General features: G+C 59.3%; 21 protein-coding genes and 1 pseudogene. 12 read left to right on the top strand and 10 right to left on the bottom strand.

Going from position 1 to position 24,167, the window contains the following annotated elements; translation table 11 throughout:
- Nucleotides 1-14 precede the first annotated feature (14 nt).
- The 3 genes from fapD to fapF are packed head-to-tail and all read left to right on the top strand — an operon-like array spanning nucleotide 15 to nucleotide 2,839.
- Nucleotides 15-695 carry a fibril amyloid maturation endopeptidase FapD gene (gene fapD / locus AC3WMT_RS01035; protein WP_103302089.1) on the top strand — a complete coding sequence of 227 codons (681 nt, stop codon included), beginning with the start codon at nucleotides 15-17 and terminating at the stop codon, nucleotides 693-695.
- A gap of 44 nt (nucleotides 696-739) precedes the next feature.
- Entirely contained in the window at nucleotides 740-1,486 is a 747-nt protein-coding gene (gene fapE / locus AC3WMT_RS01040) for a fibril amyloid subunit FapE (protein ID WP_103302090.1), read from the top strand.
- A 45-nt stretch (nucleotides 1,487-1,531) separates the two neighbouring features.
- The gene (gene fapF, locus AC3WMT_RS01045) at nucleotides 1,532-2,839 is read left to right on the top strand and encodes a fibril amyloid transporter FapF (protein ID WP_103302091.1); all 1,308 of its coding nucleotides are present in this window, start codon (nucleotides 1,532-1,534) and stop codon (nucleotides 2,837-2,839) included.
- Nucleotides 2,840-2,933: 94 nt separating this feature from the next.
- On the opposite strand, the gene AC3WMT_RS01050 is transcribed toward fapF, so the two are convergent.
- On the bottom strand, nucleotides 2,934-4,259 hold the full coding sequence (locus AC3WMT_RS01050; RefSeq protein WP_103302092.1) for a sigma-54 dependent transcriptional regulator: 1,326 nt from the start codon (nucleotides 4,257-4,259) through the stop codon (nucleotides 2,934-2,936).
- Between the two features lie 356 nt (nucleotides 4,260-4,615).
- Between AC3WMT_RS01050 and AC3WMT_RS01055 the strand changes: the two genes are divergently transcribed.
- The 3 genes from AC3WMT_RS01055 (at nucleotide 4,616) to nhaB (ending at nucleotide 8,064) form a co-directional block, all read left to right on the top strand.
- Nucleotides 4,616-4,882: a DUF1652 domain-containing protein gene (locus AC3WMT_RS01055; protein ID WP_103302093.1), complete on the top strand. Its 267-nt coding sequence runs from the start codon at nucleotides 4,616-4,618 to the stop codon at nucleotides 4,880-4,882.
- A gap of 283 nt (nucleotides 4,883-5,165) precedes the next feature.
- Nucleotides 5,166-6,455, top strand: coding sequence for a hypothetical protein (locus AC3WMT_RS01060; protein ID WP_103302094.1), 1,290 nt, complete (start codon nucleotides 5,166-5,168; stop codon nucleotides 6,453-6,455).
- Nucleotides 6,456-6,561: 106 nt separating this feature from the next.
- Nucleotides 6,562-8,064 carry a sodium/proton antiporter NhaB gene (nhaB, locus tag AC3WMT_RS01065; protein ID WP_103302095.1) on the top strand — a complete coding sequence of 501 codons (1,503 nt, stop codon included), beginning with the start codon at nucleotides 6,562-6,564 and terminating at the stop codon, nucleotides 8,062-8,064.
- A 121-nt stretch (nucleotides 8,065-8,185) separates the two neighbouring features.
- Here nhaB and AC3WMT_RS01070 read toward each other — a convergent pair whose 3' ends face one another.
- The 3 genes from AC3WMT_RS01070 to gnd are packed head-to-tail and all read right to left on the bottom strand — an operon-like array spanning nucleotide 8,186 to nucleotide 11,492.
- On the bottom strand, nucleotides 8,186-8,995 hold the full coding sequence (locus tag AC3WMT_RS01070; RefSeq protein WP_103302096.1) for an HAD family hydrolase: 810 nt from the start codon (nucleotides 8,993-8,995) through the stop codon (nucleotides 8,186-8,188).
- A complete protein-coding gene (gene zwf, locus AC3WMT_RS01075) occupies nucleotides 8,992-10,515 on the bottom strand; it encodes a glucose-6-phosphate dehydrogenase (RefSeq protein WP_103302097.1) in 1,524 nt (507 codons plus the stop codon). The genes AC3WMT_RS01070 and zwf overlap by 4 nt, the downstream gene beginning before the upstream one ends.
- Nucleotides 10,512-11,492, bottom strand: coding sequence for a phosphogluconate dehydrogenase (NAD(+)-dependent, decarboxylating) (gene gnd, locus AC3WMT_RS01080; protein WP_103302098.1), 981 nt, complete (start codon nucleotides 11,490-11,492; stop codon nucleotides 10,512-10,514). Before gnd ends, zwf begins: the two co-directional genes overlap by 4 nt.
- A gap of 274 nt (nucleotides 11,493-11,766) precedes the next feature.
- On the opposite strand from gnd, the gene AC3WMT_RS01085 reads away from it, so the two are divergent.
- The 4 genes from AC3WMT_RS01085 (at nucleotide 11,767) to AC3WMT_RS01100 (ending at nucleotide 16,682) form a co-directional block, all read left to right on the top strand.
- Entirely contained in the window at nucleotides 11,767-11,949 is a 183-nt protein-coding gene (locus tag AC3WMT_RS01085; RefSeq protein ID WP_103302099.1) for a DUF6026 family protein, read from the top strand.
- Between the two features lie 213 nt (nucleotides 11,950-12,162).
- Nucleotides 12,163-13,911: a phosphoethanolamine transferase CptA gene (locus AC3WMT_RS01090; protein ID WP_103302100.1), complete on the top strand. Its 1,749-nt coding sequence runs from the start codon at nucleotides 12,163-12,165 to the stop codon at nucleotides 13,909-13,911.
- A gap of 146 nt (nucleotides 13,912-14,057) precedes the next feature.
- Nucleotides 14,058-16,286 carry a TonB-dependent siderophore receptor gene (locus AC3WMT_RS01095; RefSeq protein ID WP_103302101.1) on the top strand — a complete coding sequence of 743 codons (2,229 nt, stop codon included), beginning with the start codon at nucleotides 14,058-14,060 and terminating at the stop codon, nucleotides 16,284-16,286.
- Between the two features lie 186 nt (nucleotides 16,287-16,472).
- The gene (locus AC3WMT_RS01100; protein ID WP_103302102.1) at nucleotides 16,473-16,682 is read left to right on the top strand and encodes a hypothetical protein; all 210 of its coding nucleotides are present in this window, start codon (nucleotides 16,473-16,475) and stop codon (nucleotides 16,680-16,682) included.
- Nucleotides 16,683-16,773: 91 nt separating this feature from the next.
- Here AC3WMT_RS01100 and AC3WMT_RS01105 read toward each other — a convergent pair whose 3' ends face one another.
- From AC3WMT_RS01105 to AC3WMT_RS01125, 5 genes and pseudogenes are all read right to left on the bottom strand, one after another.
- Nucleotides 16,774-17,265, bottom strand: coding sequence for a GNAT family N-acetyltransferase (locus AC3WMT_RS01105; protein ID WP_103302103.1), 492 nt, complete (start codon nucleotides 17,263-17,265; stop codon nucleotides 16,774-16,776).
- A gap of 234 nt (nucleotides 17,266-17,499) precedes the next feature.
- Complete coding sequence (locus tag AC3WMT_RS01110) at nucleotides 17,500-18,081, bottom strand: DinB family protein (RefSeq protein WP_103302455.1); 582 nt, start codon at nucleotides 18,079-18,081, stop codon at nucleotides 17,500-17,502.
- A gap of 17 nt (nucleotides 18,082-18,098) precedes the next feature.
- Nucleotides 18,099-19,217, bottom strand: a complete 1,119-nt coding sequence (zapE, locus tag AC3WMT_RS01115) for a cell division protein ZapE (protein WP_103302104.1) — start codon at nucleotides 19,215-19,217, stop codon at nucleotides 18,099-18,101.
- A gap of 68 nt (nucleotides 19,218-19,285) precedes the next feature.
- Nucleotides 19,286-20,257, bottom strand: coding sequence for an agmatinase (speB, locus tag AC3WMT_RS01120; protein WP_103302105.1), 972 nt, complete (start codon nucleotides 20,255-20,257; stop codon nucleotides 19,286-19,288).
- Nucleotides 20,258-20,285: 28 nt separating this feature from the next.
- A pseudogene (locus tag AC3WMT_RS01125) lies at nucleotides 20,286-21,380 on the bottom strand (polyamine ABC transporter substrate-binding protein).
- A 99-nt stretch (nucleotides 21,381-21,479) separates the two neighbouring features.
- Between AC3WMT_RS01125 and AC3WMT_RS01130 the strand changes: the two are divergent.
- Nucleotides 21,480-22,373 (top strand): LysR family transcriptional regulator, encoded by an 894-nt coding sequence (locus AC3WMT_RS01130; protein WP_103302106.1) that lies wholly within the window; start codon nucleotides 21,480-21,482, stop codon nucleotides 22,371-22,373.
- Between the two features lie 121 nt (nucleotides 22,374-22,494).
- Here AC3WMT_RS01130 and AC3WMT_RS01135 read toward each other — a convergent pair whose 3' ends face one another.
- A complete protein-coding gene (locus tag AC3WMT_RS01135) occupies nucleotides 22,495-22,626 on the bottom strand; it encodes a hypothetical protein (protein WP_492577592.1) in 132 nt (43 codons plus the stop codon).
- A 51-nt stretch (nucleotides 22,627-22,677) separates the two neighbouring features.
- Here AC3WMT_RS01135 and AC3WMT_RS01140 point away from each other — a divergent pair, with 51 nt between their 5' ends.
- Nucleotides 22,678-24,144: a nucleobase:cation symporter-2 family protein gene (locus AC3WMT_RS01140; protein ID WP_103302107.1), complete on the top strand. Its 1,467-nt coding sequence runs from the start codon at nucleotides 22,678-22,680 to the stop codon at nucleotides 24,142-24,144.
- Nucleotides 24,145-24,167 lie beyond the last annotated feature (23 nt).

The raw sequence follows: 24,167 nt of genomic DNA on the forward strand, positions 1-24,167 counted from the left end.
AAGGCGTATCGATCATGCGTAAGACTGCCCTCATCGCTCTGCTTTGTCTGTCTGGCCTGACCCAGGCGGCGCAGATGCCCGTGGCTGCCCTTCCCGGCGGCACACTCATCTACAAGAACGTGCAAAGCATTCGTGAGCGCAAGTTTGCCGACATTGTCGAACAGAAAACCGATTTCAGCTGCGGCGCTGCTGCACTGGCCACGGTGTTACGCCAAGGCTATTGGCTCGACGTCGATGAGGAGCACATCATCAAAGGCATGCTGGTCAACGCTGACCAGGACCTTGTTCGTACTCAGGGTTTTTCCATGCTCGACATGAAGCGCTACATAGAAAGCATCGGCATGCGCGCCAGAGGCTACAAGATTCCGCCGGAAAAACTCGACGCTGTAACAATCCCGGTGGTGGTACTGATGGAAATTCGCGGCTACAAGCATTTCGTGGTGTTGCAACGTGCGGACAAGGATTGGGTTTACATCGGAGACCCGGTTCTGGGCCACAAACGTTACTCCCATGATGACTTTGTCAAAGGTTGGAACGGCATCGTCTTCGCCATCGTCGGCCCCGGATATGACAAGGCCAACGCCTTGCGCAGCCCGCCGACACCGCTGACGGCCAAGAACAAGCTGGATAACTTCAACCCTGTCAAAGATGCTGAATTGATGGACTTCGGGTTCATACAGAGCGACTTCTTTTAATCGCCGATTATAAAGAATGGGGCTGGATGTCCCGGGAGCAGCAGATGAAAACCTCATACTGGCTGGCCGCCGCCTGCCTGGCAGCGAGTGCGTCAGGCTATGCCAATGCAGGATTCAAACCTATAGAAATACAGGACAAGGAATTGTCCGAGCTACGTGGTCGTTATGTCATGCCGGGGCGGATTATCAGCTTCGGCATTGTCATGAGCAGTACCTGGCGCAACGCCAGTGGTGATCTGATCGGGGCTGCGACCTCGATGCAACTTCAGGCAGCAACGGTCAAACCCGAATTCTATGTGCAAACCATCAAGGAGCACGGCAACGGCAGCACGCTGCCAACGGGCACCGGGACAATCACCGGTGGCGCTGGCCTCGACAGCAGCCAGGGCGTGACGCAAAGCGTGCGTGCCGCTGGCGACAGCAATACGGCCTATAACAACGTTGCCATTAACGTTTCGGAAGCCAGTCAGGCACCGGCACTGGTGCCCGCGCAAGGACAGGCCCTGATGGCCGGACAAACCATCGGCGGCAGCAATGCCGCGGGCAGCGTGGCCGTTTCGGCCAACGGTGGTGGCGTACAAATGGCCATTCAGGCCTCAGGCAACCAAGGCACGGCCCTGCAACAAGTGGCCCAGGGCGGTTTGCTGCAGAACACCCGTCTGCTCGGCAGTGCCAACGTGGTCAATAACATGACCCAACTCAACGTTGTGTTGAACAATAACGGCATGAGTGCCGGCGCACTGGACTGCAACCTGACTCAACTCAGGGCACTACGCAATATCGGATATTGAACTACGCTGAGTCTCGATCATTGGGCTTAAAGGGACGGCTTATTCATGTATCGATCAGTATCACTGCGTGCCGCTGTATGTCTGAGTACGCTTCTACCGGCCGCGATGCTGCAAGCAGCACCCGACGCTGACGTGGAAACGCTGAAACAGGAACTTCTGGAGCTGAAGCAACGATACGAAGTACAACAAAAGGCCCTGGCGGTACTCGAACAACGGGTCCGCCAGGTCGAAGATCAACCCGCCGCTCCACAACCCAAACGCCTGGCCAAATCGCCATCCGACATGAAAGGCAATCCGAAAGTGGCCACCGGCACCGGGGCCGCAGCAGCGTCGGGGGGCGCCGCCGGGGGCAGTGGCGCTTCCTACGGGCAATCGCTGGCCGACGATTCGCAACCGGCACAGAGTGTGTCCAACCTGTACGACGAGGCCAGCGGCTTCTTCGGCGGGGGCAAATTCAGCTTTGAAACCGGCATCACCTATTCGCGTTATGACACTCGCCAGTTGATTCTCAACGGCTTCCTGGCGCTGGACTCGATCTTCCTCGGCAATATCAACCTTGACCGGATCAAGGCGGATACCTGGACGCTTGACCTCACCGGTCGCTACAACTTCGACAATCGTTGGCAGTTCGACCTGAACGTGCCAGTGGTCTACCGCGATTCGACCTATCAGTCCGGCGGCGGCAACGGCGGTGCGTCCAACGTCACCACCGAGCAGGATGTCGACCGCGACCCGACCATCGGCGACGTCAACTTCGGCATCGCCTACAAGTTCCTCGACGAGTCGGTCAACACCCCGGACGCCGTGGTCACCTTGCGCGTCAAGGCGCCTACCGGCAAAGACCCCTTCGGCATCAAGTTGCGTCAGACCGATGCCAACTCCAACCTGTTCGTGCCTGACACCCTGCCGACCGGCAACGGCGTCTGGTCGGTCACGCCCGGCATCTCGCTGGTCAAGACGTTCGACCCGGCGGTGCTGTTCGGTAGCCTGTCCTACACCCACAACCTGGAAGAGTCGTTCGACGACATCAGCTCCACCGTCAACCAGAAAAACCCGGGCAAGGTGAAGATCGGCGACAGCTTCCAGATCGGTGCCGGTATTGCCTTTGCGCTGAACGAAAAGATGAGTATGTCGTTCTCGATGTCTGACCTGGTGCAACGCAAGAGCAAGCTGAAACAGGATGGCGGAGATTGGCAATCGGTGGTGTCCAGCGACGCCAACGCCGGTTACTTCAACGTCGGCATGACGATTGCGGCCACCGACAACCTGACCATTGTGCCTAACCTGTCCATCGGCCTTACGGATGATGCCCCAGACTTTTCCTTCAGCCTGAAATTCCCGTACTACTTCTAAACCACGCACAAGCAAAAGATCGCAGCCTGCGCCAGCGCCTACAGGATTCAAATGTAGGCGTTGGCGCAGGCTGCAATCTTTTGCTCTATGGCTTCTACCGAATCTGATGCTTGTGCAACAGCCGATAAAACGTCGGCCGTGAAACCCCGAGTACCTTGGCGGCCACGCTGAGATTATCGCTGTGCCGGTTCAACACATCGCACAACGCCTGACGTTCAGCACGGGTCTTGTAGTCCTCCAGCGTCCCCATGGGCGTGGCGATCGACTGCTGACTGATCAGGCCCAGATCACGCGCTTCGATCTGCCGACCTTCAGCCAGGACCAGGCCGCGACGCACCCGGTTGGCCAGTTCGCGCACGTTCCCTGGCCAATCGTGTTTGCCCATCGCAATCAGCGCATCCTCACTGAAACTGCGCGGACGACGCCCGGTTTCATGACTGTAGAAATGCGAGAAGTGGTTGGCCAGCATCGACAGATCGCCGTGCCGTTCTCGCAACGGTGCCGTCACGACTTGCAGCACGTTGAGCCGGTAATACAGGTCTTCACGAAAACGTTTTTTCTCGATGGCGGCCTCAAGATCGACGTGAGTCGCCGCCAATACCCGCACATCAACCGGGATCGGCTGACTGCCGCCCACGCGCTCAATGTGTTTTTCCTGCAGGAAGCGCAGCAGATTGGCTTGCAATTCCAGCGGTAGATCACCGATTTCATCGAGAAACAACGTGCCGCCGTTGGCCGCTTCAATCCGCCCGACCTTGCGCTGATGAGCGCCGGTAAACGCGCCTTTTTCATGACCAAACAGCTCGGACTGGATCAAGTGTTCGGGAATTGCCCCGCAGTTGATCGCGACAAAAGGTTTGCTGTGGCGCTGGGACTGACGGTGCAGCGTACGCGCAACCAGTTCTTTACCGGTGCCGCTTTCACCGCGAATCAACACCGGCGATTCGGTGGGCGCCAGTTTACTGAGCAATTTGCGCAGTTCACGAATCGGCTTGCTGTCGCCCAGCAGTTCGTGTTCGGGTTGATCCACGTGGATCGTGCCCTGCCCGCGCAGACGCGCCATGCCGAACGCCCGGCCGAGGGTGACCTGCACTCGCGACACGTCGAACGGCAAGGTATGGAAATCGAAAAACCACTCGCAGACGAAGTCACCGACGTTCTGCAAACGCAGGACTTCCTGATTGAGCACAGCGATCCATTCGGTGCCGCTGCGGCTGATCAGTTCTTTGACGGCCTCAGGGCGTTCGAGGTGAAAAGGCTGCAAACGCAGCAAGCCGACATCACAACTGCGGTCGGCGGCGTTTTCCAGAGTACAACTGTCGACATCCCACCCTACCGCTCGCAAACCGGGCAATAAGCGGTGACAGTCGTCGCAGGGGTCGACTACCAATAAACGTCTTAACGCTGGCGCTTCGCTCATGACTGTTCCTTGGCGCCAAATTATTAGAAATGATTGTAAAAACAGTCATTTGGCAGACCCGACTGTAACGTTAGCAAGATTTTGACAGCGCCTTGTATCGATTGCTTATAGGTGTACAAGCAAATTCGTTATAAGAATCTGGTTGATTAGTTAGCTATCGACTTAATCACTGTAAAAGACCTTTCAACAACCTTTCAAAAGCGCTCGACAAACCGAGTGAGTGAAAGAAGTTTGAAATTTCTTTGTTTCGAGTGTGACCTGCCCCCGGGTTGCGTGCATCAGTACAAGTAACCAGCCGAACGGTAAGCCCAACCGACGGCACATCACTTGATTGGGCACTAAAGAGAGAAGACCCCATGACCGCCCCGCTCCGTATCAACGAAGCTCTTTTGATTGCCAACCGCGCATTCCAACCTTTCCAATGCGTGGCCTGGGCCCCACAAGACGGCAATGGCGAACTGAACCTGACCGTCATCGATCGCACTAATTCGCACATTGGCCGCAAACAGATTCCATGCAGCACCTACTCCGATCCGGCGCAGCTGGAGCAACTGTTGCAACAGGCCCGCGCTGAACTGAGCAAAGAAGGTTATGCGCTGCAATCCTGGTCGATGTCACACTGACCAGCCGGGCGCTGCGGATGACGTCGACGTCATCCGCCCTCCTCTTGCTAGTTACTCTTTCTGATTATCCCCTGATACTTTTGTACAACTTCTGGCAGCGCGTTCTCGCGTAACTGCTTGGCAGGCTTGCTATTGGTTCAAAAAGACACTGTTCTGGCACAGTGCGACCCTCCACCTGTTAGTTCTTACAGTTGTACTTCTTCTAGTTCAGGTTTTGAATGTTCCGCTCATGCAGTTAGCCACCGGTTCCCCGGTCATGGTCAACTTGCAAGGAGATGCGTGCATGTCCACCCTGAACGCCGTTGCGCTCCCGACGTTATTGAATAATGCCGGTCAACTCGACAAATCGTTTGCCAGCACCGGCGTGGCTCAGGTGTATTTCGCCGGCAGCCTGTCTAGCCTGACCCAGGATGTCGCAGTCGACGCGCAGGGGCGAATTCTGGTTGCCGCCAAAGTCGGCATCACCGAGGGCAGCCGTTTCGGTTTGGCGCGCCTGCTGGCGGATGGCTCGGCCGATCTGTCCTTTGGTGAGCAAGGCAGCGTGATCGATACATTTGCCCCGGGCTTCGAAGCCATGGCCGGCAAAGTGCAGGCGCTGCCCGATGGACGGATCCTGCTGGCGGGCCTGCATTATGAAAACAGTCACCGCACCCTGCCCGCGCTTGCCCTGTTCGACGCGCAGGGCCAACCGGATCAATCTTTCGGTGACAACGGTTACCAAGTGGTGCGCCTACCGGGCGACTTGTCCATGGGCACCCGCGACAGCTGGCTACCGCCCGGAGTGCCGGGCGCAGAGGCCTGCGATTTTGCGGTGCAGGATGACGGACATATTCTACTGATCGCCAACCATCACTTCGAACTGGCCGACCACGCCGGCATGCTCATTCGCCTCAAGCCCGACGGCAGCCTGGATGACACGTTCAACGGGCGCGGTTTCGTGATGATCCGCCATCTGCTGCTCAACACCTGGCTCAGCCGGCTGATGCTGCAGAAGGATGGGCGAATTTTGGTGGGCGGCTCGATCGATTTTCCTCAGGAAGGCCTGTTGGCGCGTTACCTGCCCGATGGCCGGCTGGACGAACGTTTTGCGGTAGACGGTTTCATGGCATTCAAGGCCCACGGCAAAAGCGCTCTGGTCAGTCAGATCCTTGAATCGGCGGACACCCTGCACTGCTTCGGCAGCAGCCGCGACCCGATCCGATGCATGGCATTCAGCCTGCACCTCAATGGCCGGCCGAACCTGCGCAGCAATAACGGCCAGCCCCATTTGCTGGAAATCGGCCCCAGCGGCTGTCAGTGGAGCGCCGCCCAGTGCATGGCAGACGGCCGCATCATCGCAGTGGGCGCCACCCTTGGCGGGGTCGAGGCCGACTTCATCGTCGCGCGTTACTGCGCAGACGGGCGCCTTGACCAGAGTTTCGGTCAGGGCCGCGGCTGGTTGCGTACGCGCCTGGGACGCAGCCTCGACACGGCGAATTCACTGGCCGTGCAATCGGATGACGCCATTCTGGTCGGTGGCTATTCGCTGGATGGCAACTACCGGGCGATGGTCGCGCGGTATCTCAATCAATAACAGCCTTCGGCAGCACCTACATGGAATCGTGTTCAAGTCAGGAACAACTTGAACTTGGCTGACACATCCGGCAACTTGCGCGCTTCTTAAAAACAAGGAGCAACCGATGTCCGGTTCAATGGCCCAGGCGTTCGCGCAAAATTTTCTCGGGCACTCGCCACGCTGGTACAAGGCGACCATCGTCGGATTTCTGATCCTTAACGCTGTCGTACTGTTCACGGTGGGGCCGGTCGCGGCTGGCTGGTTGCTGGTGATCGAGTTCATCTTCACCTTGGCCATGGCGCTCAAGTGCTATCCGTTGATGCCCGGCGGTTTGCTATTGATCGAAGCTCTGCTGTTGAAGATGACCACACCGCAGGCGCTCTACGATGAACTGGTGCACAACTTCCCGGTGATCCTGCTGCTGATGTTTATGGTGGCCGGGATTTACTTTATGAAGGATCTGCTGCTGTTTCTGTTCTCGCGGTTGTTATTGGGCGTGCGCTCGAAAGCGGCACTGGCCCTGATGTTCTGCTTTCTATCGGCGTTTCTGTCGGCATTTCTCGATGCGTTGACGGTTACTGCGGTGATCATCAGCGCGGCGGTCGGCTTTTACTCGGTCTACCATCGGGTGGCGTCGGGTAACGATCCTCGTCAGGACAGCGGGTTCAGCGACGACCAACACCTGCCGACACTTCATCACGATGATCTGAATCAGTTTCGCGCATTCCTGCGCAGCCTGTTGATGCACGGCGCGGTCGGTACGGCGCTCGGTGGCGTGTGTACGCTGGTAGGTGAGCCGCAGAATCTGCTGATCGGCCATGAAATGGGCTGGCACTTCGCGGAGTTCTTTCAGAAAGTCGCACCGGTTTCGCTGCCAGTGCTGGCGGCCGGCCTGGTCACCTGCGTACTGCTGGAGAAACTGCGCTGGTTCGGCTATGGCACGCTGCTGCCGGACAACGTTCGCGCCGTGTTGGCCAATTACGCCGCCGAAGACAACGCCGACCGCACCCCGCGCCAACGTGCGGCGCTGCTGGTGCAAGGCACTGCGGCACTGATCCTGATCGGCTGCCTGGCGTTTCACGTCGCCGAGGTCGGCCTGATCGGCTTGATGGTGATTGTGCTGATCACCGCGTTTACCGGCATCACCGACGAGCATCGTCTGGGCAGCGCATTCAAGGATGCCATGCCGTTTACCGCGCTGCTGGTGGTGTTCTTTGCCGTGGTCGCGGTGATTCACGATCAACAGCTGTTTGTGCCGCTGATCGAGTGGGTGCTGGCGCTGCCGATCGATCAACAACCGGGCATGCTGTTTATTGCCAACGGTCTGCTCTCGGCGATCAGCGACAACGTCTTCGTTGCGACGATTTACATCACCGAAGTGAAACAGGCGTTCCTTGCCGGGCACATGAGCCGCGAGCACTTCGAGACGCTGGCAATCGCGATCAACACTGGTACTAACCTGCCAAGCGTGGCGACGCCAAATGGCCAGGCAGCGTTTCTGTTTCTGCTGACGTCGGCAATTGCGCCGCTGGTGCGCCTGTCGTACGGGCGCATGGTGTGGATGGCATTACCGTACACCTTCGTCATGGGCCTGCTGGGCTGGTACGCGGTCAGCTACTGGCTGTAGTTACACCGGATAAAGTGTAGGAGTGAGCCTGCTCGCGATAGCGGTGTGTCAGCCCAGAAAATGGTGACTGAAACATTGCTATCGCGAGCAGGCTCACTCCTACATTTGTTTTGGGGTGAATTCAGTGAGGAAGGATGTACTTTTCGATCGCCTGAGCCACGCCGTCTTCGGTGTTCGGCGCGGTGATCACGTCGGCCTGACGCTTCACCGCCTCCTCCGCCTGTCCCATGGCAATCGACAGTCCCGCGCAATGGAACATCGCCGGGTCGTTGCCGCCATCGCCAATCGCGGCCGTCTGCTCCAGCGGGATGCCCAGGTGCGCGGCAATGGTCCCCAGTGCGGTGCCTTTGTTGGCCTCCAGCGCCGTGACGTCGAGGTACACCGGTTGCGAGCGCGAGACTTGCGCCATGCCGTTGACCTTGGACAGTAAACGCGCCTCCAGTTCGATCAACAGCTCGGTGTTGTTGCTGGTCGCGACGATCTTGTCGATGCGCTCAAGATACGGCTCGAAACTCTCGACCACCACCGGCGGATAGCCGAGGCCATGCTGCTCGCGCGGCACCATCGGCCCGTGCGGATCCTTGAGCAGCCAGTCGCCGCCGCTGAACACCCAGATTTCGACATCCGGTTGATCGGCAAACGTCGCGAGAGCAATCAGCGCCGTTGTCGCCGGCAGGTAATGCGCGACGAGCAAACTACCGTCCGGATTGACGATTGTGCCGCCGTTGAACGCCGCCGTCGGCAGATCGACGCCCAAGGCTTCGATCTGCTGCAACATGGCTTTCGGCGGACGCCCGGTGGCGAGACTGAACAGCACGCCCGCCTCACGTAACGACCGCACGGCGTCGATAGTACGCTGGCTCAGCGTGTGATCGGGCAGCAACAGCGTGCCGTCCATGTCGCTCAGCAGAAAACGGATCGGCTTGCTCATCCGAGGCCATGCCAGACGCGGCCATCGCGAGTCAGCAGATCTTCGGCGGCCTGCGGGCCATCTTCACCGGCGGCATAGGTTTGCACGCTCGCGTCCTGCTGCCAGGCATCGAGAAACGGTTGCACCGCACGCCAGCCGTTCTCGATGTTGTCGGCACGCTGGAACAGCGTCTGATCGCCGGTCAGGCAGTCGTAGATCAGGGTTTCGTAACCGGTCGATGGCTGCATTTCGAAGAAGTCTTTGTAGGCAAACCCCAATTCGATGTTGGCCATGTTCAGCGCCGGCCCCGGGCGCTTGGCCAGCAGGTCGAACCACATGCCTTCATTGGGCTGGATCTGGATACGCAGATAGGTCGGTTGTAGCTCGTCGACTTCGGTGTCGCGAAATTGCGCATAAGGCGCCGGTTTGAAGCAGATGACGATCTCGGTGTCGCGCACACTCATGCGCTTGCCGGTACGCAGGTAGAACGGCACGCCGACCCAACGCCAGTTGTCGATCATCACCTTCAGCGCCACATAGGTTTCCGTGGTGCTGTCGGGCGAGACGTTGGCCTCCTGGCGATAACCGGCCAGTGCCTTGCCGCCGACTTCACCGGCGCTGTACTGGCCACGCACCGAGTTGGCCCGAGCTTCTTCAACCGTCCATGGACGGATCGCGCCGACCACTTTGGCTTTCTCGCCACGTACCGCATCGGCGCCGAACGCCGCCGGCGGTTCCATGGCAACCATGGCCAGCAACTGGAACAGGTGATTGGGCACCATGTCGCGCAACGCACCGGTGTGCTCGTAAAAACTGCCACGGGTTTCGACGCCGACGGTTTCGGCGGCGGTGATCTGTACGTGGTCGATGTAATGGTTGTTCCAGAACGCCTCGAACAGGCTGTTGGAGAACCGGCTGACCAGAATGTTCTGCACGGTCTCCTTGCCCAGGTAATGGTCGATCCGATAGATCTGTTTCTCGGACATCACCTTGAGCAGGCAGGCGTTCAGTGCTTCGGCGGTCTGCAGATCGGAGCCGAACGGCTTCTCGATCACCACCCTTCTGAACGCTTCGGGGGTTTCTTCTAGCAAACCGGCGCTGCCGAGTCGGCGCACCACTTCACTGAAGAAACGCGGCGCGGTGGCCAGGTAGAACACCGCATTGCCGGTGCCGCTGTCGGCGATTTTCGCCGCCAGCGCTGAATAAGTGCTGTCGTCCAGGAAGTCGCCCTGGACGTAGCTGATACCTTTGGCGAGCTTGGCCCACAAGGCCGGATCAAGCATCTGATCGCCCTTGCCGACCTTCGCCGCCACTTCGGTACGGATGAAGTCCTCGAGCTTTTGCGCGAAGGCTTCATCGGTAATGGCGTTGTGGTCAACGCCAACGATCCGCAGGTTCTCATCAAGCAGGCCGTCGCGACTGAGGTTGTACAGCGCCGGCATCAGCAAGCGCTTGACCAGGTCGCCGTGGGCACCGAACAGAAACAGCGTGGTCGGTGGTGCGGGTTCTGCCTTGGATTTTCTGCGGATCGTATGGGTCATTTCTTCGGTGTCTCCACATGGCCGCCGAAGCCGAAGCGCTGGGCCGAAAGAATCTTGTCGCCAAAGGTGCCTTGGCCACGTGAGCGGTAGCGCGAGAACAGCGAGTTGGACAGCACCGGTACCGGCACCGCTTGCTCCATGGCGGCTTCGATGGTCCATTGACCTTCACCGCTGTCGGCAACCGAACCGGAGAAACCGTCAAGTTTCGGGTCGCTGGCCAGCGCGTCAGCCGTCAGGTCGAGCAACCACGACGACACCACGCTGCCACGACGCCAGACTTCAGCAATGTCGGCCACGTTCAGATCAAAACGCTGATCTTCCGGCAGGCGCTCGCTGGACTTGGTCTTGAGGATGTCGAAGCCTTCGGCGAACGCGGCCATCATGCCGTACTCGATGCCGTTGTGGATCATCTTGACGAAGTGACCGGCGCCGGCAGGACCGGCGTGAATGTAGCCGTGCTCTGCGCGCGGGTCATCGGACTTGCGATCCTTGGTGCGCGGGATGTCGCCCATGCCTGGCGCCAGTGCGGCGAACAGCGGATCAAGACGCTTAACGGTCTCGGCATCGCCGCCGATCATCATGCAGTAGCCGCGTTCCAGGCCCCAGACGCCGCCAGAGGTACCGACGTCGATGTAGTGCAGGCCTTTCTCGGCCAGGGTTTTGGCGCGGCGGATGTCATCCTTATAGTTGGTGTTGCCGCCGTCGATGATGGTGTCACCGGCTTCCAGCAGAGTGCTCAGGGTGTTGATGGTGTCTTCGGTCGGCGCGCCGGCCGGCAGCATGACCCACACGGCACGCGGCTTGGCCAGGCCTGCAACCAGTGCCGGCAAGTCGGCAACGCCGGTGGATCCCTCGGCGACCAGGTTGTCGATGAAAGCGGTATTGCGGTCGTAAACAACGGTGGTGTGACCGTTGAGCATCAAGCGCCGCGCAATATTACCGCCCATGCGGCCCAGTCCAATAATCCCGAGTTGCATGTGCTGATGCTCCTTACTACAAATAAATGTGTGTCAAAGGTTATCGCCCAACGCGACTAATGGAGGTTAGTCCAGAGCGTCGGGGTGAAGTTTCCGGGCATTGTGCCCGATTCAGACAGATAACGCCCTGAATCGTGCCGAAGACACACCGACCATGAAAAATAAAAAAGTTCCATTCACTGGCAAAAGAAATCAAAATTGGCGCCGATAGTAAGTCAGTCACCCGAAATCGGGGGCGATTTACAGTTGAGACACACCATTTGCGAGGTGAGCAATGGGCACAGTACACACAGCAATGCCGCCACAAACCCTGTACGTGACAATCCGTCGCGATGAATTGCGCCAGTTGAAAGACGAGCGCGACCAACTGAAGCAGGAGTTGGCGCAACTGCGCGCGATGACACTGGGTGCTCAGCCCAAGCCGCTGCCGGTTGTTCAGCGCCACCCGCACGCCTGATCTCCCCCGCCTGATTCGGGAACGGCACTCGCGGTTCCCGACACGCTGTACTTCTGACCGTTGCCACGTCTACTGGCGCGGTAATTAACAAAAATTTCACATTCGCTTCGTAATACTCCGCCTCCATTCTGGCCGTACCTGCGCGTGCGGCCTTTGTTCGTCGGCTTCATGGATGTTCCGGCGGTGGTTGTAACGAGACAGCTGGAGCGCCGAATGGCATTGTTCAAACGCAGCACAACGACTGCGGCAGGTTTCGACTGGGCCGGTCTACTCTGGCTTTTTGTGTTCTTCTGGTACTTTTCCGGCATTACCCAACTGCTGATTCAGATCACCGGCACCTCCGGTTTCAGCGGGTTCCGCCAGGCGTTCTTCATGAGCGCACTCTGGCTGGCGCCGATGCTGCTGTTCCCCAAGCGCACCAAACTGCTGGCCGCCGTGATCGGCATCGTGCTGTGGGCTTGCTCGATGGCCAGTCTGGGTTACTTCTTCATTTATCAGCAGGAATTCTCCCAGAGCGTCATCTTCATCATGTTCGAGTCGAACGTGTCCGAAGCCGGCGAGTACATGACCCAGTACTTTGCCTGGTGGATGGTGCCGGCGTTCCTCGCGCATACCGCATTCGCCTACTTCCTGTGGACGCGCCTACGCCCCGTGTACATGCCGCGCGGCCGCGCCATGGTCGCCGCCGCCGCCATCGTGATTGCCGTGGTCGGTTATCCGCTGGTCAAACAGACCCTGCGTATGGGCACCTTCGCTCAAGGCTTCGAGAAATTCGAGACCCGCATCGAGCCGGCCGTGCCGTGGCAAATGGCCGTGGCCTACCACCGTTATCTCGATACGCTGGCCGACATGCAAGGCATGCTGCACAGCGCGAGCAAGATCCCGCCGCTGCATAACCTCAAGACAGCGGGCGCCGATCAGCCGTCCACGCTGGTGCTGGTGATCGGCGAATCGACCAACCGCCAGCGCATGAGCCTCTACGGTTATCAACGCAACACCACGCCTGAGCTGGACAAACTCAAGGATCAACTGGCTGTCTTCGACAACGTCGTCACCCCTCGCCCGTACACCATCGAGGCGTTGCAGCAGGTGCTGACCTTCGCTGACGAAGAAAATCCCGACCTGTACCTGTCGACGCCGTCGCTGGTCAGCATGATGAAACAGGCAGGCTACAAGACCTTCTGGATCACCAACCAGCAGACCATGACCAAGCGCAACACCATGCTCACGACGTTCTCCGAGCAGGCTGACGAGCAGGTCTACCTGAACAACAACCGCAATCAGAACGCCGCCCAATACGACGGTGACGTGATCGAACCGTTCAACAAAGCCCTGGCCGATGCTGCACCGCGCAAATTGATCGTTGTTCATCTGCTCGGCACGCACATGAGCTACCAGTACCGCTATCCGCCGACCTTCGACAAGTTCCAGGATCGCAATGGCGTCCCGGCCGGCGTACGTGACGATCAGGTGCCAACCTACAACAGCTACGACAACGCGGTGCTGTACAACGACTTCGTGGTGTCGAGCCTGATCAAGGATTACGCCAAGTCCGATCCGAACGGGTTCCTGCTGTATCTCTCGGACCACGGTGAAGACGTGTTCGACTCTGCCGGTCACAGCACCTTGGGGCGTAACGAAAACAAGCCGACGGCGCCGATGTACACCATCCCGTTCATGGCTTGGGCGTCGCCGAAATGGAAGGCTAACCATGACTGGAACTTCGCCGGCGACCTTGACCGTCCGTACAGCAGCTCGCACCTGATACACACCTGGGCGGACATGGCCGGTTTGAGTTTCGATGAGCTGGATCGCAGCAAGAGCGTGGTCAGCGACAGCTTCAAGCAACGCCCGTTGCTGATCGGTGATCCGTACCAGACCGAGCAGCGTGCGCTGATCGACTTCAGTCTGATGAAGCCGAAAAAGCCCGACACCGCACCCGCAGACGTCGCGCAAAAGTAACACTGTGAAGGGGCCGAAACCGGCCCCTTTTTCTTGCCCGCCACATCTCCAAACAATAATGTTTCGCGTTTGATACTAAATCTCAGGCTGGCGCTTCGTCTTTGAGCAAACGGATTTTTTCCCTCGAAGACAAGGAGTCGGCTGCGATGTTCGCGCCCATCACCCGTTCCATGACCCTCACGCTCGGCCTCTGTGGAGCCGCCCTGAGCCCCGATCTGCTGGCTGAATCCGAAACGGAAAAGCCGCCGGAACCCGCCGCCACGGCGCTGGAGCTGGCATCGACCAGCGTCACCGCACAAGGTTTGGGCACCACCACTGAAAATACCAGCGCCTATACCACCGGCGCCATGAGCACCGCGACGCGGATGAACCTGTCGATCAAGGAAACTCCGCAATCGGTGTCCGTGGTGACGCGTCAGCAAATGGATGATTTCAAGCTCGGTACATTGTCCGAGGCCATGCGCCAGACCACGGGCGTGGTCGTGCAGCACATGGATTCCGACCGGGTCGACTATTCGGCGCGCGGTTATTCGATCGAAAACTTCCAGATCGACGGGATGCTCAACACCTTCGATCGCATGAAGACCGATGCCGATACGATCATTTACGACCGCATCGAGGTGGTACGCGGCGCCACCGGGCTGACGACGGGTGCGGGCGATCCTTCGGCGACCATCAACATGGTGCGCAAACGTCCGACCGCGCAATGGCAGGCGCTGGCCGGAGTCAGTGGCGGCAGCTACGACAATTACTACAGCTACGTCGACGTCGGCGGGCCGTTGGCTTTCGACGGGCGCTTGCGCGGGCGGACGGTGTTGGCCTATCGCGACAACCAGTCGATCAAAGACAAATACGCGCTGCAACGCGAAGTCGGTTACGGCGTGCTGGAAGCCGACTTGACCGACTCCACGGTGCTGGCGGTCGGTTACGACTATCAGAACAAGCACGTGCAAGGCTCATCCTGGGGCACCGTACCCTACTGGAATGCCGATGGCGGCAAGGCCGGTCTGGGGCGTTCGACCAACATGGCGACGTCCTGGAGCTCCTGGCCGCTGCAAGACAAAACCGCATTCGCCACCCTCAATCAGCAACTGGCCGGCGGCTGGCACCTGAAAGCGGCGTACACCCATCGCGACAGCAACAGTGACGGCAAGGTCTATTACGGCGGAGGCGGTTTCCCCAAGGCCGACCGCAGCGGCATGAACGCCTACACCTCGCACATGATCGGCACGCAGAAAATGCAGGCGTATGACTTCAACGTCTCCGGACCTTACTCGCTGCTGGGGCGTGAGCACGAAATGATGTTCGGCTACGGTGAGGCGGAGCGCCGTTCAAACTCCCCTTACACCATTGCCGGTGCGCGCCCCAAGGATTACGCAACCATCCGCGACTGGAAATACATGGGTGACATCGCAAAATTCACCGACACCGTCACCGACCTCACCAGCTCGAAGGACAATACCCGACAAAAGGCCGGATACATCGCCACGCGCCTGAGCCTGACTGATGAGTTGCACGCGGTGCTGGGCAGCCGATACGGCAGTTGGGAAGCCTCCAGCACCAGCAACCGTTACGACGCCAATCGGCAACTGAGCAAAGTCGATTACACCAGTCAGAAACAGAACGACGTATGGACGCCTTACGCTGGCCTGTTATATGACCTGACCCCGGAATACACCGCGTACGTGAGCTACACCGACATCTTCAAACCCCAGGGCAACCGCGACAAGAATCGCAAGTACATCGACCCGGTGGTTGGCAAAAACTATGAAGTGGGCATCAAGGGCAGTTTGCTGGAGGAGCGCCTGAACCTTTCAACGGCGGTGTTCTGGAGCAAACAGGACAACGTCGCCGAACTCGATAACTCGGTACCGGCGGATCCGGTTACCCGCGAACAGTTCTATAAATCCGGCGGCAAGGGCAACAAGGTCAACGGTTTTGAGGCCGAAGTGTCCGGGGAAGTCCTCCAGGGCTGGAACATGACCGCCGGTTACACCTATACCCACTCGGTGAACGGCGAGAGCGAGCGCACCAACACCAATCAGCCGATGAACCTGTTACGCGTCTCCACGGCGTACCGTTTGCCGGGCGAATGGCAGGCCCTGACCGTGGGCGGTGCGGTGAACTGGCAAAGCGATGTATATGGCACCTCAAGCCGGCCGGTCGGCCTCGACACTGAAGAGGCACGAATCAACCAGAGCGCCTACACAGTGGTCAATCTGATGTCGCGGTACGAACTTGATCGGCACCTGTCGGCGTCGCTGAACGTCAACAACCTGTTTGACAAGAAGTATTACGACAACGTCGGCTTCTATAACGGCGTGTACTGGGGCGATCCGCGCACAGTGACGCTGAGTCTCGACTGGAAGCTTTGACCCCTTCACCTCTGGCGCGGTGCACCTTGGCCTGATGTGCGCCGCGTCTGTCAGACAGCGCCCGGCAACATGCTGCAAAAACCACACTGAGCGGGCGTTAACCCGGTGTTAATTCAGGCCACCCAGACTCGCTTCCGAGATCTGCTTCATGGACGAACGGCTCCCACTTGTTCAGTAGGAGGCACCATGAAAATCACTACCGTAATCCTTGCCGGGGTGTTTGCCCTCGGTTCTGCCAGCGTCTTCGCCGAAGGTGGCGCTGAGCGCATGCGTTATTACTACGACAACTTCCCTGTCCACCAGGCCCAGAGCGAGCAGAAGAGCGACGCCAACGCGAAAGAAATTCGCGTTCCCGCCGATCAGACGGCGCAAGTGACCGAGTCCTATCGCGACTGAGATTGACCGAGCAACCGATGGACCTCCCATGGCTCCGCTCTGGCCTGGGAGAAGACAGTTGGGCGCCCTTTTCGGGCGCCTTTTTTTATGGCTAAAGGTTTTTGATCCAGAACAGCATGCGTCCGTGATCCGGATTGAACATACCGGGCGCGAAGCCGAATTTGCTATAGGAATTCTGGGCCACAGTGTTGCCTTCCAACACTTCGAGGGTGATCTTGCAGCAGCCGCGCTGGCGGGCGATTTCCTCGACTTTCTGCAGCATTTTCTGACTCAGACCGAGGCCGCGAAACTCGTTCACCACCATCACGTCATGGACGTTGACCAACGGTTTGCAGGCAAATGTGGAAAACCCTTCAAAGCAGTTAACCAGACCCGCCGGTTCACCACCGACAAAGGCCAGCACGCTGAACGCATGCGGCCGGCGAGCCAGTTCTTCGGGCAGGCGACGCAGCAGATCAGGGTCGAGAGAATGGCCACCGCCCATAGGGTCTTCGGCGTAATGATTGAGCACGATACCGATGGCTTCGGCGTGCGTTGGATTGCTGTAGCTGGCTTGAAGCACAAGAATTTCTGTGGAATCCATTTCCATCCCCAAACACACAAAAGCCCCGGCGCGCAAAGTGCTTGCTGAAAGGCTGTCCCGACCTTAGCGCGAGCGTGGTACAGCAAACAACCCTGTAGTGAGGGGATTTAGCGAAACGTCGCACCGCCCCGATGGGGGGCGAAGCAGCCCTTTTTTTAAATCAAAAGAGGGCCTGCTGCGCACGCCATCTGGGATAAATCCCCTCACCACAGGCAGATTTCAGGCAGGGGTTTCTCAGTGACCCCAGATCAACTCTTCGGTCCAGCCCAGTTCGGCGAAGTCTTCTGCGCGTAATGCCGCTTCACCGACGCAGAAAAATTCGTCCAGTTGCGGCGGTTTTACCGAGGTGTCGCTGAGCATCGCATGCACTTGCCCACGATGATGGATCTGGTGTTCGAACAGGTGCGAAAGCATGCGCAGGCGGCTGTCATGCTGCGGTGTATCGCGGGCAATGGTCACGATCCGGGCCAGATCGGCATCGCGCAGTTGCTCGCAATAGGCGATTAGCCGTCGATCGACATGGGCCTGCTCTTCGCGCAGTTGCGGGCCGTCGGTAAACGGCTCCTCCACGCTGAAAAACACATAGCAGTCGGGGTGCGGCTCGGCCCCGCGCAGCTCGCGTTCAAGCGCGTCCACGTAGAACCAGTCGCAGGTCAGGATGTGATTGAGGGTCAGGCGGATGCTCGGGAAAAAACTCACTCGCGGCGCTGCCAAATCATGGTCATCGAGTTGCGTCCAGGCCTTGGCCAAGCGGTGATTGGCCCACGCATTCTGGTAAGCCATGGTCAACAGATGATGTGATAACGGTTGGCTCATGTCGGCGCCCTCTTCACTCAAGCTTCGGCAAAGCGCTGCAGCTGCATCTCCTGCAAGCGGCTGAGGGTGCGGCGGAACGGGAATTCCAGATAACCCTCGGTGTACAGCGCATCCATTGACACTTGTGCCTCGATGTACAACGGCACCTTGCGGTCGTAGCACTCGTCGACCAACGCGATGAAACGCCGCACGCCATCGTCGTGAACCGACAATTGCGGCAACTCGCGGTCACCCGCCACCACCCGCTGCGCACCGTCTTCGGTGCCGCGCGCGATGCGCCCTTCGCGTTTCTGTGCGCTGAGGTTCGGCACTTCGCTCAACAGGATAGCCCGGTAGCGGTCGCACAGCGCGATGAAATCCATGGCGGCGAATGGCTGCTCGCAGAGGTCAGCGTAGCGACACCAGATAACGCTTTCACTGGCCTGCACCACATTGAGCACACGATGCCCGACCGGCACCGGTTCCGCGCGGCTCGACTGCCCTGAGGTCAGCACTCGAAAAACCTCTGCCAATGCACTGGCGGCTCCCAGCGCAGCAATAAAGTAGCGCTGTTCGATAGTGCCCGGATGCAGCCGATGATCCTCGGCGCCATTTACCGCGACCACCTGCATATGTGCCTTGATCGCAGCGATCGCCGGAACAAAACGGTCGCGATTGAAGCCATCGGCATACAGGTCATCCGGTGGCAGATTGGACGTGCAAACGATCACCACTCCTTCGTCGAACATCACCTGAAACAGCCGCCCAAGAATGATCGCGTCGCCGATGTCGTTGACGAACAACTCGTCGAAGCACAACACCCGCACTTCGGCTGCCAGCTCTTTGGCCAGTGCCCGCAGTGGATCGGCGATCCCGGTCAACTGGAACGAACGCTGATGCACCCAGCCCATGAAATGATGGAAATGCTGACGACGCGCCGGCACTCGCAGGCTCTGATAAAACTGATCCATCAGCCAGGTCTTGCCGCGCCCCACCGGGCCCCACAGATAAACGCCGGTGACCGAACGGGCACCGGCGTGCAAGGCTTCGTGGCATTTTTGCAACGCCCAGACAGCATGTTCCTGAGCTTCATCCTGGATGAAACCCTTGTGTTCGATGGCGTGCTGCCAGGCGCTTAGCGGAGAGTCGAAAGTCATGCGCGGCAGTATGCACGATGCCCCCCGGCCAACACAAAACCCCGCCCAGATCTCCTGTGGGAGCGGGTTTATTCGGTGCTGTTGAGATCGACTTTATGTCGGGCGGCATAGAGACAGAGCATTTCCATAGCCAATGTAGCGGCGGCTAACGAAGTGACTTCTGCATGATCGTAAGCCGGCGCCACTTCCACCACGTCCATGCCCACCAGATTGATCCCGCGCAAACCACCCAGTATCTCCAGCGCCTGCACCGTGCTCAAACCGCCGCACACCGGGGTGCCGGTGCCGGGAGCGAACGCCGGATCGAGGCAATCGATGTCGAACGTCAGGTACACCGGGTTATCGCCGACGCGTGCGCGAATCGCTTCGACGATTGCCTCGCAGCCACGCCGATGCACTTGTCGGGCGTCGAGCACCTGAAACCCCTGATGATCGTCATTGGTGGTACGCAAGCCGATCTGCACCGAACGCGCCGGATCGACCAGACCTTCGCGCGCCGCATGCCAGAACATGGTGCCGTGATCGACACGCTTGCCCTCCTCGTCCGGCCAGGTGTCGCTGTGCGCATCGAAGTGGATCAGCGACAGCGTGCCGTGCTTGCGGGCATGCGCCTTGAGCAGCGGATAACTGATGAAGTGGTCGCCACCGAAGGTCAGCATGGCGCTGCCGGCATTGAGAATATGCTCGGCGTGGGCCTCGATGCTTTCCGGGATGCTGTGTGGCGAGCCGTAATCGAAATCACAGTCACCGTAATCGATCACCGCCAGCTGATCGAACGGGTCAAACGCCCATGGCCAATGGCGCTCCCAGGCAATCCCGGTGGACGCAGCGCGTATCCCCCGTGGCCCGAAACGGGCGCCCGGACGGTTGCTGGTGGCGGTGTCGAACGGCACGCCGCTGACCGCTACGTCGACACCGCGCAGGTCGCGGCTGTAGCGGCGGCGCATGAAACTGGTGATGCCGGCGTAGGTGCTTTCGGCGGCAGTGCCGTACAGGCTGTCACGGGTCAAAGCCTGGTCGTTGAGCATGGGCTGATCCATCAGTGTGCTCCTGGTTGTCATTGTTGAGTTATTGATGGCTACGGAACGTGGTCCACAGACGCGTGCGCTGACGCATGTCCTTGAGACTCATGCTGCGGTCGGCGTACAGGCGTTCGCGCACTGCGCTCGGCGGATAGATATCGGGATCGTTGCGCACCGCTTCATCCACCAGCGGCGTCGCGGCCTGGTTGGCGGTGGCGAAAAACAGCGTGTTGGTCAGTTCCGCCACCGAGTCGGGACGCAACATGAACTCGATAAACGCCCGCGCCGCTTCGGGGTGCGGCGCGTCCTTGGGGATCGCCAGGTTGTCCTGCCAGATCAACGTGCCTTCCTTGGGAATGCGATAAGCGACTTCATACGGCTTGTTGGCCTTGCGCGCCTGATCGGCGGCCATGCTCGCGTCACCGTTGTAGGTCAGGGCCAGGCACACGTTACCGCTGGCCAGATCGTTGATCTGCCGGCCGGTGGCGACGTACAGCACCGACGGCTGAAGCTTTTGCAACAACGCTTCGGCGGCGGCCAGATCCTGCTTGTCGGTGCTGTAGGGATCTTTGCCGAGGTAGTGCAGCGCCAGGCCGATCACTTCCTGTGGCGAATCGAGAATCGCGATGCCGCAGTCCTTGAGCTTGCTGGCTTATTCGGGTTTGAACAGCAAGTCGAGACTGTTCAGCGGCACGTTCGGCAGACGTTGCTTGACCGCTTCGACGTTCATGCCCAAGCCGAGCGTGCCCCAGGTGTAGGGAACGCCGTAGCGATTACCCGGGTCGACGGTGGCAAGTTTCTCCAGCAGATCGGCATCGAGATTGGCGTAGCCCTTGAGCCAGTCGTGGGGAATTTCTTTCAGCGCCCCGGCTGCCAGCCCACGGGCCAGCACGCTGGAGGACGGCACCACAACGTCGTACCCACTGCCGCCAGTGAGCAATTTGGTTTCCAGCACTTCGGAGGTATCGAACGTGTCGTAGCGCACGTGGATCCCGGTTTGCTGTTCGAAACGCTGCAGGGTCTGCGGCGGCACGTAATCGGCCCAGCTGTAAAGATTGAGGGTTGTTTTGTCCTCGGCCTGGGCATTGATGGCCACGGACAACAACAGCACGGGGAAACACAGCCTGAACATGGGAGCCATGACGAACACCTGACCGGAGGAAGTGGTGACAGGATGCGCGCTCGGATACATTGGCAAAATTCCAAGTTTGTTAACCTGACTTTATCGCGGAGTAATGTGATGCTCGGACAGCTTCACGACGTCGATCTGCAGCTGTTGCGCCTGTTCGTGCGGGTGGTCGAGTGCGGGGGCTTCAGTGCCGCGCAAGGTGAACTGGGCCTGAGCCAATCGAGCATCAGCCAGCAGATGGCCAAACTGGAAACCCGTCTCGGCTATCGGCTGTGCAGCCGTGGCAAGGGTGGTTTCAGTGTCACCCCCAAAGGTGAGCAGTTACTGATCGCCGTGCGCAGTCTGTTTGAGTCGATTGAAACCTTCCGCCATCAATCCAACGGCGTCGCCGGGCGATTGATCGGTGAAGTGCGGTTGGGCATTTCCGAGGCCGTCGATCAATCGGTGCTGCAACGGGTTGCTGAGGCGATCCGCCGTTTTCGTGAGCGCGATCAATCGGTGCGTATCGAGTTGATCAGCGCGATGCCAGGCGAGATGGAGCGCTTGCTGCTGCAACAGCGGCTGGATCTGGCGATCGGCTACTTCTCGCAGGTACAGAGTGCCTTCGACTACCGCCAGTTGTTCAGTGAAACCCAGCATTTGTACTGCGCGCCCGGGCATCCATTGTTCACGGATGAAGCGCCCAGCGATGCGGCAATAGAGGCTTGTGACCGGGTCGATCACCCGTATCGTTTTTTGCGTTCGGATGAGCCGTTTCAGGGCAAGCACTGTTCGGCGCGCTCGGAGCAGGTCGAGGGAACGCTGGCGTTTATCTTGTCGGGCAAGCATGTCGGTTATCTGCCGGATCACTATGCGCGTGGCTGGCAGGCCAAAGGCTTGTTGCGGCCGGTGCGTGAGGGCGAATTGAGTTTCGAGGTGGCATTTCATCTGGCCCGCCATCGCGCGCAGGTGCCGGGGGACGCGCAGAAGGCCTTTGAAGAGGATTTGCTCGCGGCGTTTGCTTGAACAACCTTTGAGAACACCCCCCTGTGGCGAGGGGATTTATCCCCGATGGGGTGCGCAGCGCCCCCAGCTCTGTGCCCTGAAAGAATGGGCCTGCTGCGCAGTCCATCGGGGATAAATCCCCTCACCACAGATAAATCCCCTCGCCACAAAGTTCTCTGTTGGTCTGATGGCTATGTTCAAACCCGCTTGCCCCAATAAAACCTGACCTTTCAGGCAGTTTTAATGCGTTGCCCTCGCCGCCCTCTTCCGGCATTCTGCGCCTCCATTTTTTGACCCGGCCTCGCCTCACGGCGCGCAAAACACCATGACCGTCTCTGAAAAAGTCCCGCGCAACAACGATCTGATCTACGGCCTCAACGACCGCCCGCACCTCACCGCGACCGTATTTGCCGCACTGCAGCATGTGCTCGCCAGTTTCGTCGGCATCATCACCCCGACCCTGATCATGGGCGGTGCCCTCGGCCTGCAAAGCGAAATTCCGTATCTGATCAGCATGGCGCTGTTCGTCTCCGGCCTCGGCACCTTCGTGCAGGCCAAGCGCTTCGGCCCGGTCGGTTCGGGGCTGCTGTGCCTGCAAGGGACGAGTTTTTCCTTTATCAGCGTGATTCTCAGCGCCGGTTTCATGGTCAAGGCGCGCGGCGGCGGCACCGATGAAATCCTCTCGACGATCTTTGGCGTGTGCTTCTTCGCGGCGTTCATCGAGGTGGTCCTGAGCCAGTTCATCGGCAAACTGCGCATGCTGATCACCCCGGTGGTGACGGGCACGATCATCACCCTGATGGGCTTGTCGCTGATCAAAGTGGCAATGACCGACATTGCCGGCGGTTTCGGCGCGCCTGACCTGGGCGCCGCCAGCCACATCTTCCTCGCGGCGCTGGTGATCGGCACCATCGTTGTGCTGAACCGCGTCGACGTACCGTTTCTGCGTCTGGGTGCCATCGTCATCGGCCTGACCCTCGGCTACGTGGTGGCGTGGCTGATGGGTACCGTGGATTTCGCGACGATGCCCGAGGTACCGCTGGTCAGCGTGCCGGTGCCGTTCAAATATGGTTTCAACTTCGACTGGGTGGCGTTCGTGCCTGTGGCGGTAATTTTCCTCGTGTCGCCGCTGGAAGCCGCCGGCGACCTGACCGCCAACTCGATGATCTCCCGGCAACCGGTGAAAGGCCCGCTGTACATCCGCCGGATCAAGTCCGGCCTGCTCGCCGACGGCCTCAACTCGGCCATGGCCGCTGTGTTCAACAGCATGCCGATGGTGACCTTCGCACAGAACAACGGGGTGATTCAGCTCACCGGCGTGGCCAGCCGTTACGTGGCGTTCTTTATCGCCGGCCTGCTGGTGGTGTTGGGGCTGTTCCCGATGATTGGCGCTGTTCTGCAACTGATGCCGAAACCGGTGCTCGGCGGTGCGGAACTGGTGATGTTCGGCACCGTCGCCGTGGCCGGGATCAAGATTCTCGCCGAGGCCGGCCTGCATCGACGCAACATGCTCATCGTGGCGATTTCCCTGGGGATGGGCCTGGGCATCGCCGCTGTTCCGGAAGTGCTGCGCGAACTGCCGCAGGCTTTGCGCAACATCTTTGAATCGCCGATCACCGTCGGTGCCTTGTGCGCTATCGTGCTGAACATCTTCCTGCCGGAGGAATTCATCGAGCTGGAAGAAGACGACTTCGATCCGGAAGCCTCTATTCTTCAGGTCATGGAAAACCCGGACGTCCCGGCCAAGGGTGAACCTGCCTCGGCTGCGGCTGTCGCACAGTTGAACCGCTAAAAGCTTCGCCAATAAAAAGGGCT

It is taken from the genome of Pseudomonas sp. FW305-7, assembly GCF_058786735.1.

Excerpts from the sequence above, each read along its gene's own strand:
- zwf (WP_103302097.1), bottom strand. The coding sequence starts at position 10,515 with ATGACCCATACGATCCGCAGAAAATCCAAGGCAGAACCCGCACCACCG.
- AC3WMT_RS01060 (WP_103302094.1), top strand. The coding sequence starts at position 5,166 with ATGTCCACCCTGAACGCCGTTGCGCTCCCGACGTTATTGAATAATGCC.
- zapE (WP_103302104.1), bottom strand. The coding sequence starts at position 19,217 with ATGACTTTCGACTCTCCGCTAAGCGCCTGGCAGCACGCCATCGAACAC.
- AC3WMT_RS01090 (WP_103302100.1), top strand. The coding sequence starts at position 12,163 with ATGGCATTGTTCAAACGCAGCACAACGACTGCGGCAGGTTTCGACTGG.
- AC3WMT_RS01095 (WP_103302101.1), top strand. The coding sequence starts at position 14,058 with ATGTTCGCGCCCATCACCCGTTCCATGACCCTCACGCTCGGCCTCTGT.
- AC3WMT_RS01105 (WP_103302103.1), bottom strand. The coding sequence starts at position 17,265 with ATGGATTCCACAGAAATTCTTGTGCTTCAAGCCAGCTACAGCAATCCA.
- AC3WMT_RS01110 (WP_103302455.1), bottom strand. The coding sequence starts at position 18,081 with ATGAGCCAACCGTTATCACATCATCTGTTGACCATGGCTTACCAGAAT.
- AC3WMT_RS01135 (WP_492577592.1), bottom strand. The coding sequence starts at position 22,626 with ATGCCGGAAGAGGGCGGCGAGGGCAACGCATTAAAACTGCCTGAAAGG.
- nhaB (WP_103302095.1), top strand. The coding sequence starts at position 6,562 with ATGTCCGGTTCAATGGCCCAGGCGTTCGCGCAAAATTTTCTCGGGCAC.
- AC3WMT_RS01070 (WP_103302096.1), bottom strand. The coding sequence starts at position 8,995 with ATGAGCAAGCCGATCCGTTTTCTGCTGAGCGACATGGACGGCACGCTG.
- fapF (WP_103302091.1), top strand. The coding sequence starts at position 1,532 with ATGTATCGATCAGTATCACTGCGTGCCGCTGTATGTCTGAGTACGCTT.
- AC3WMT_RS01085 (WP_103302099.1), top strand. The coding sequence starts at position 11,767 with ATGGGCACAGTACACACAGCAATGCCGCCACAAACCCTGTACGTGACA.
- fapE (WP_103302090.1), top strand. The coding sequence starts at position 740 with ATGAAAACCTCATACTGGCTGGCCGCCGCCTGCCTGGCAGCGAGTGCG.
- gnd (WP_103302098.1), bottom strand. The coding sequence starts at position 11,492 with ATGCAACTCGGGATTATTGGACTGGGCCGCATGGGCGGTAATATTGCG.
- fapD (WP_103302089.1), top strand. The coding sequence starts at position 15 with ATGCGTAAGACTGCCCTCATCGCTCTGCTTTGTCTGTCTGGCCTGACC.
- AC3WMT_RS01055 (WP_103302093.1), top strand. The coding sequence starts at position 4,616 with ATGACCGCCCCGCTCCGTATCAACGAAGCTCTTTTGATTGCCAACCGC.
- speB (WP_103302105.1), bottom strand. The coding sequence starts at position 20,257 with ATGGATCAGCCCATGCTCAACGACCAGGCTTTGACCCGTGACAGCCTG.
- AC3WMT_RS01130 (WP_103302106.1), top strand. The coding sequence starts at position 21,480 with ATGCTCGGACAGCTTCACGACGTCGATCTGCAGCTGTTGCGCCTGTTC.
- AC3WMT_RS01050 (WP_103302092.1), bottom strand. The coding sequence starts at position 4,259 with ATGAGCGAAGCGCCAGCGTTAAGACGTTTATTGGTAGTCGACCCCTGC.
- AC3WMT_RS01100 (WP_103302102.1), top strand. The coding sequence starts at position 16,473 with ATGAAAATCACTACCGTAATCCTTGCCGGGGTGTTTGCCCTCGGTTCT.
- AC3WMT_RS01140 (WP_103302107.1), top strand. The coding sequence starts at position 22,678 with ATGACCGTCTCTGAAAAAGTCCCGCGCAACAACGATCTGATCTACGGC.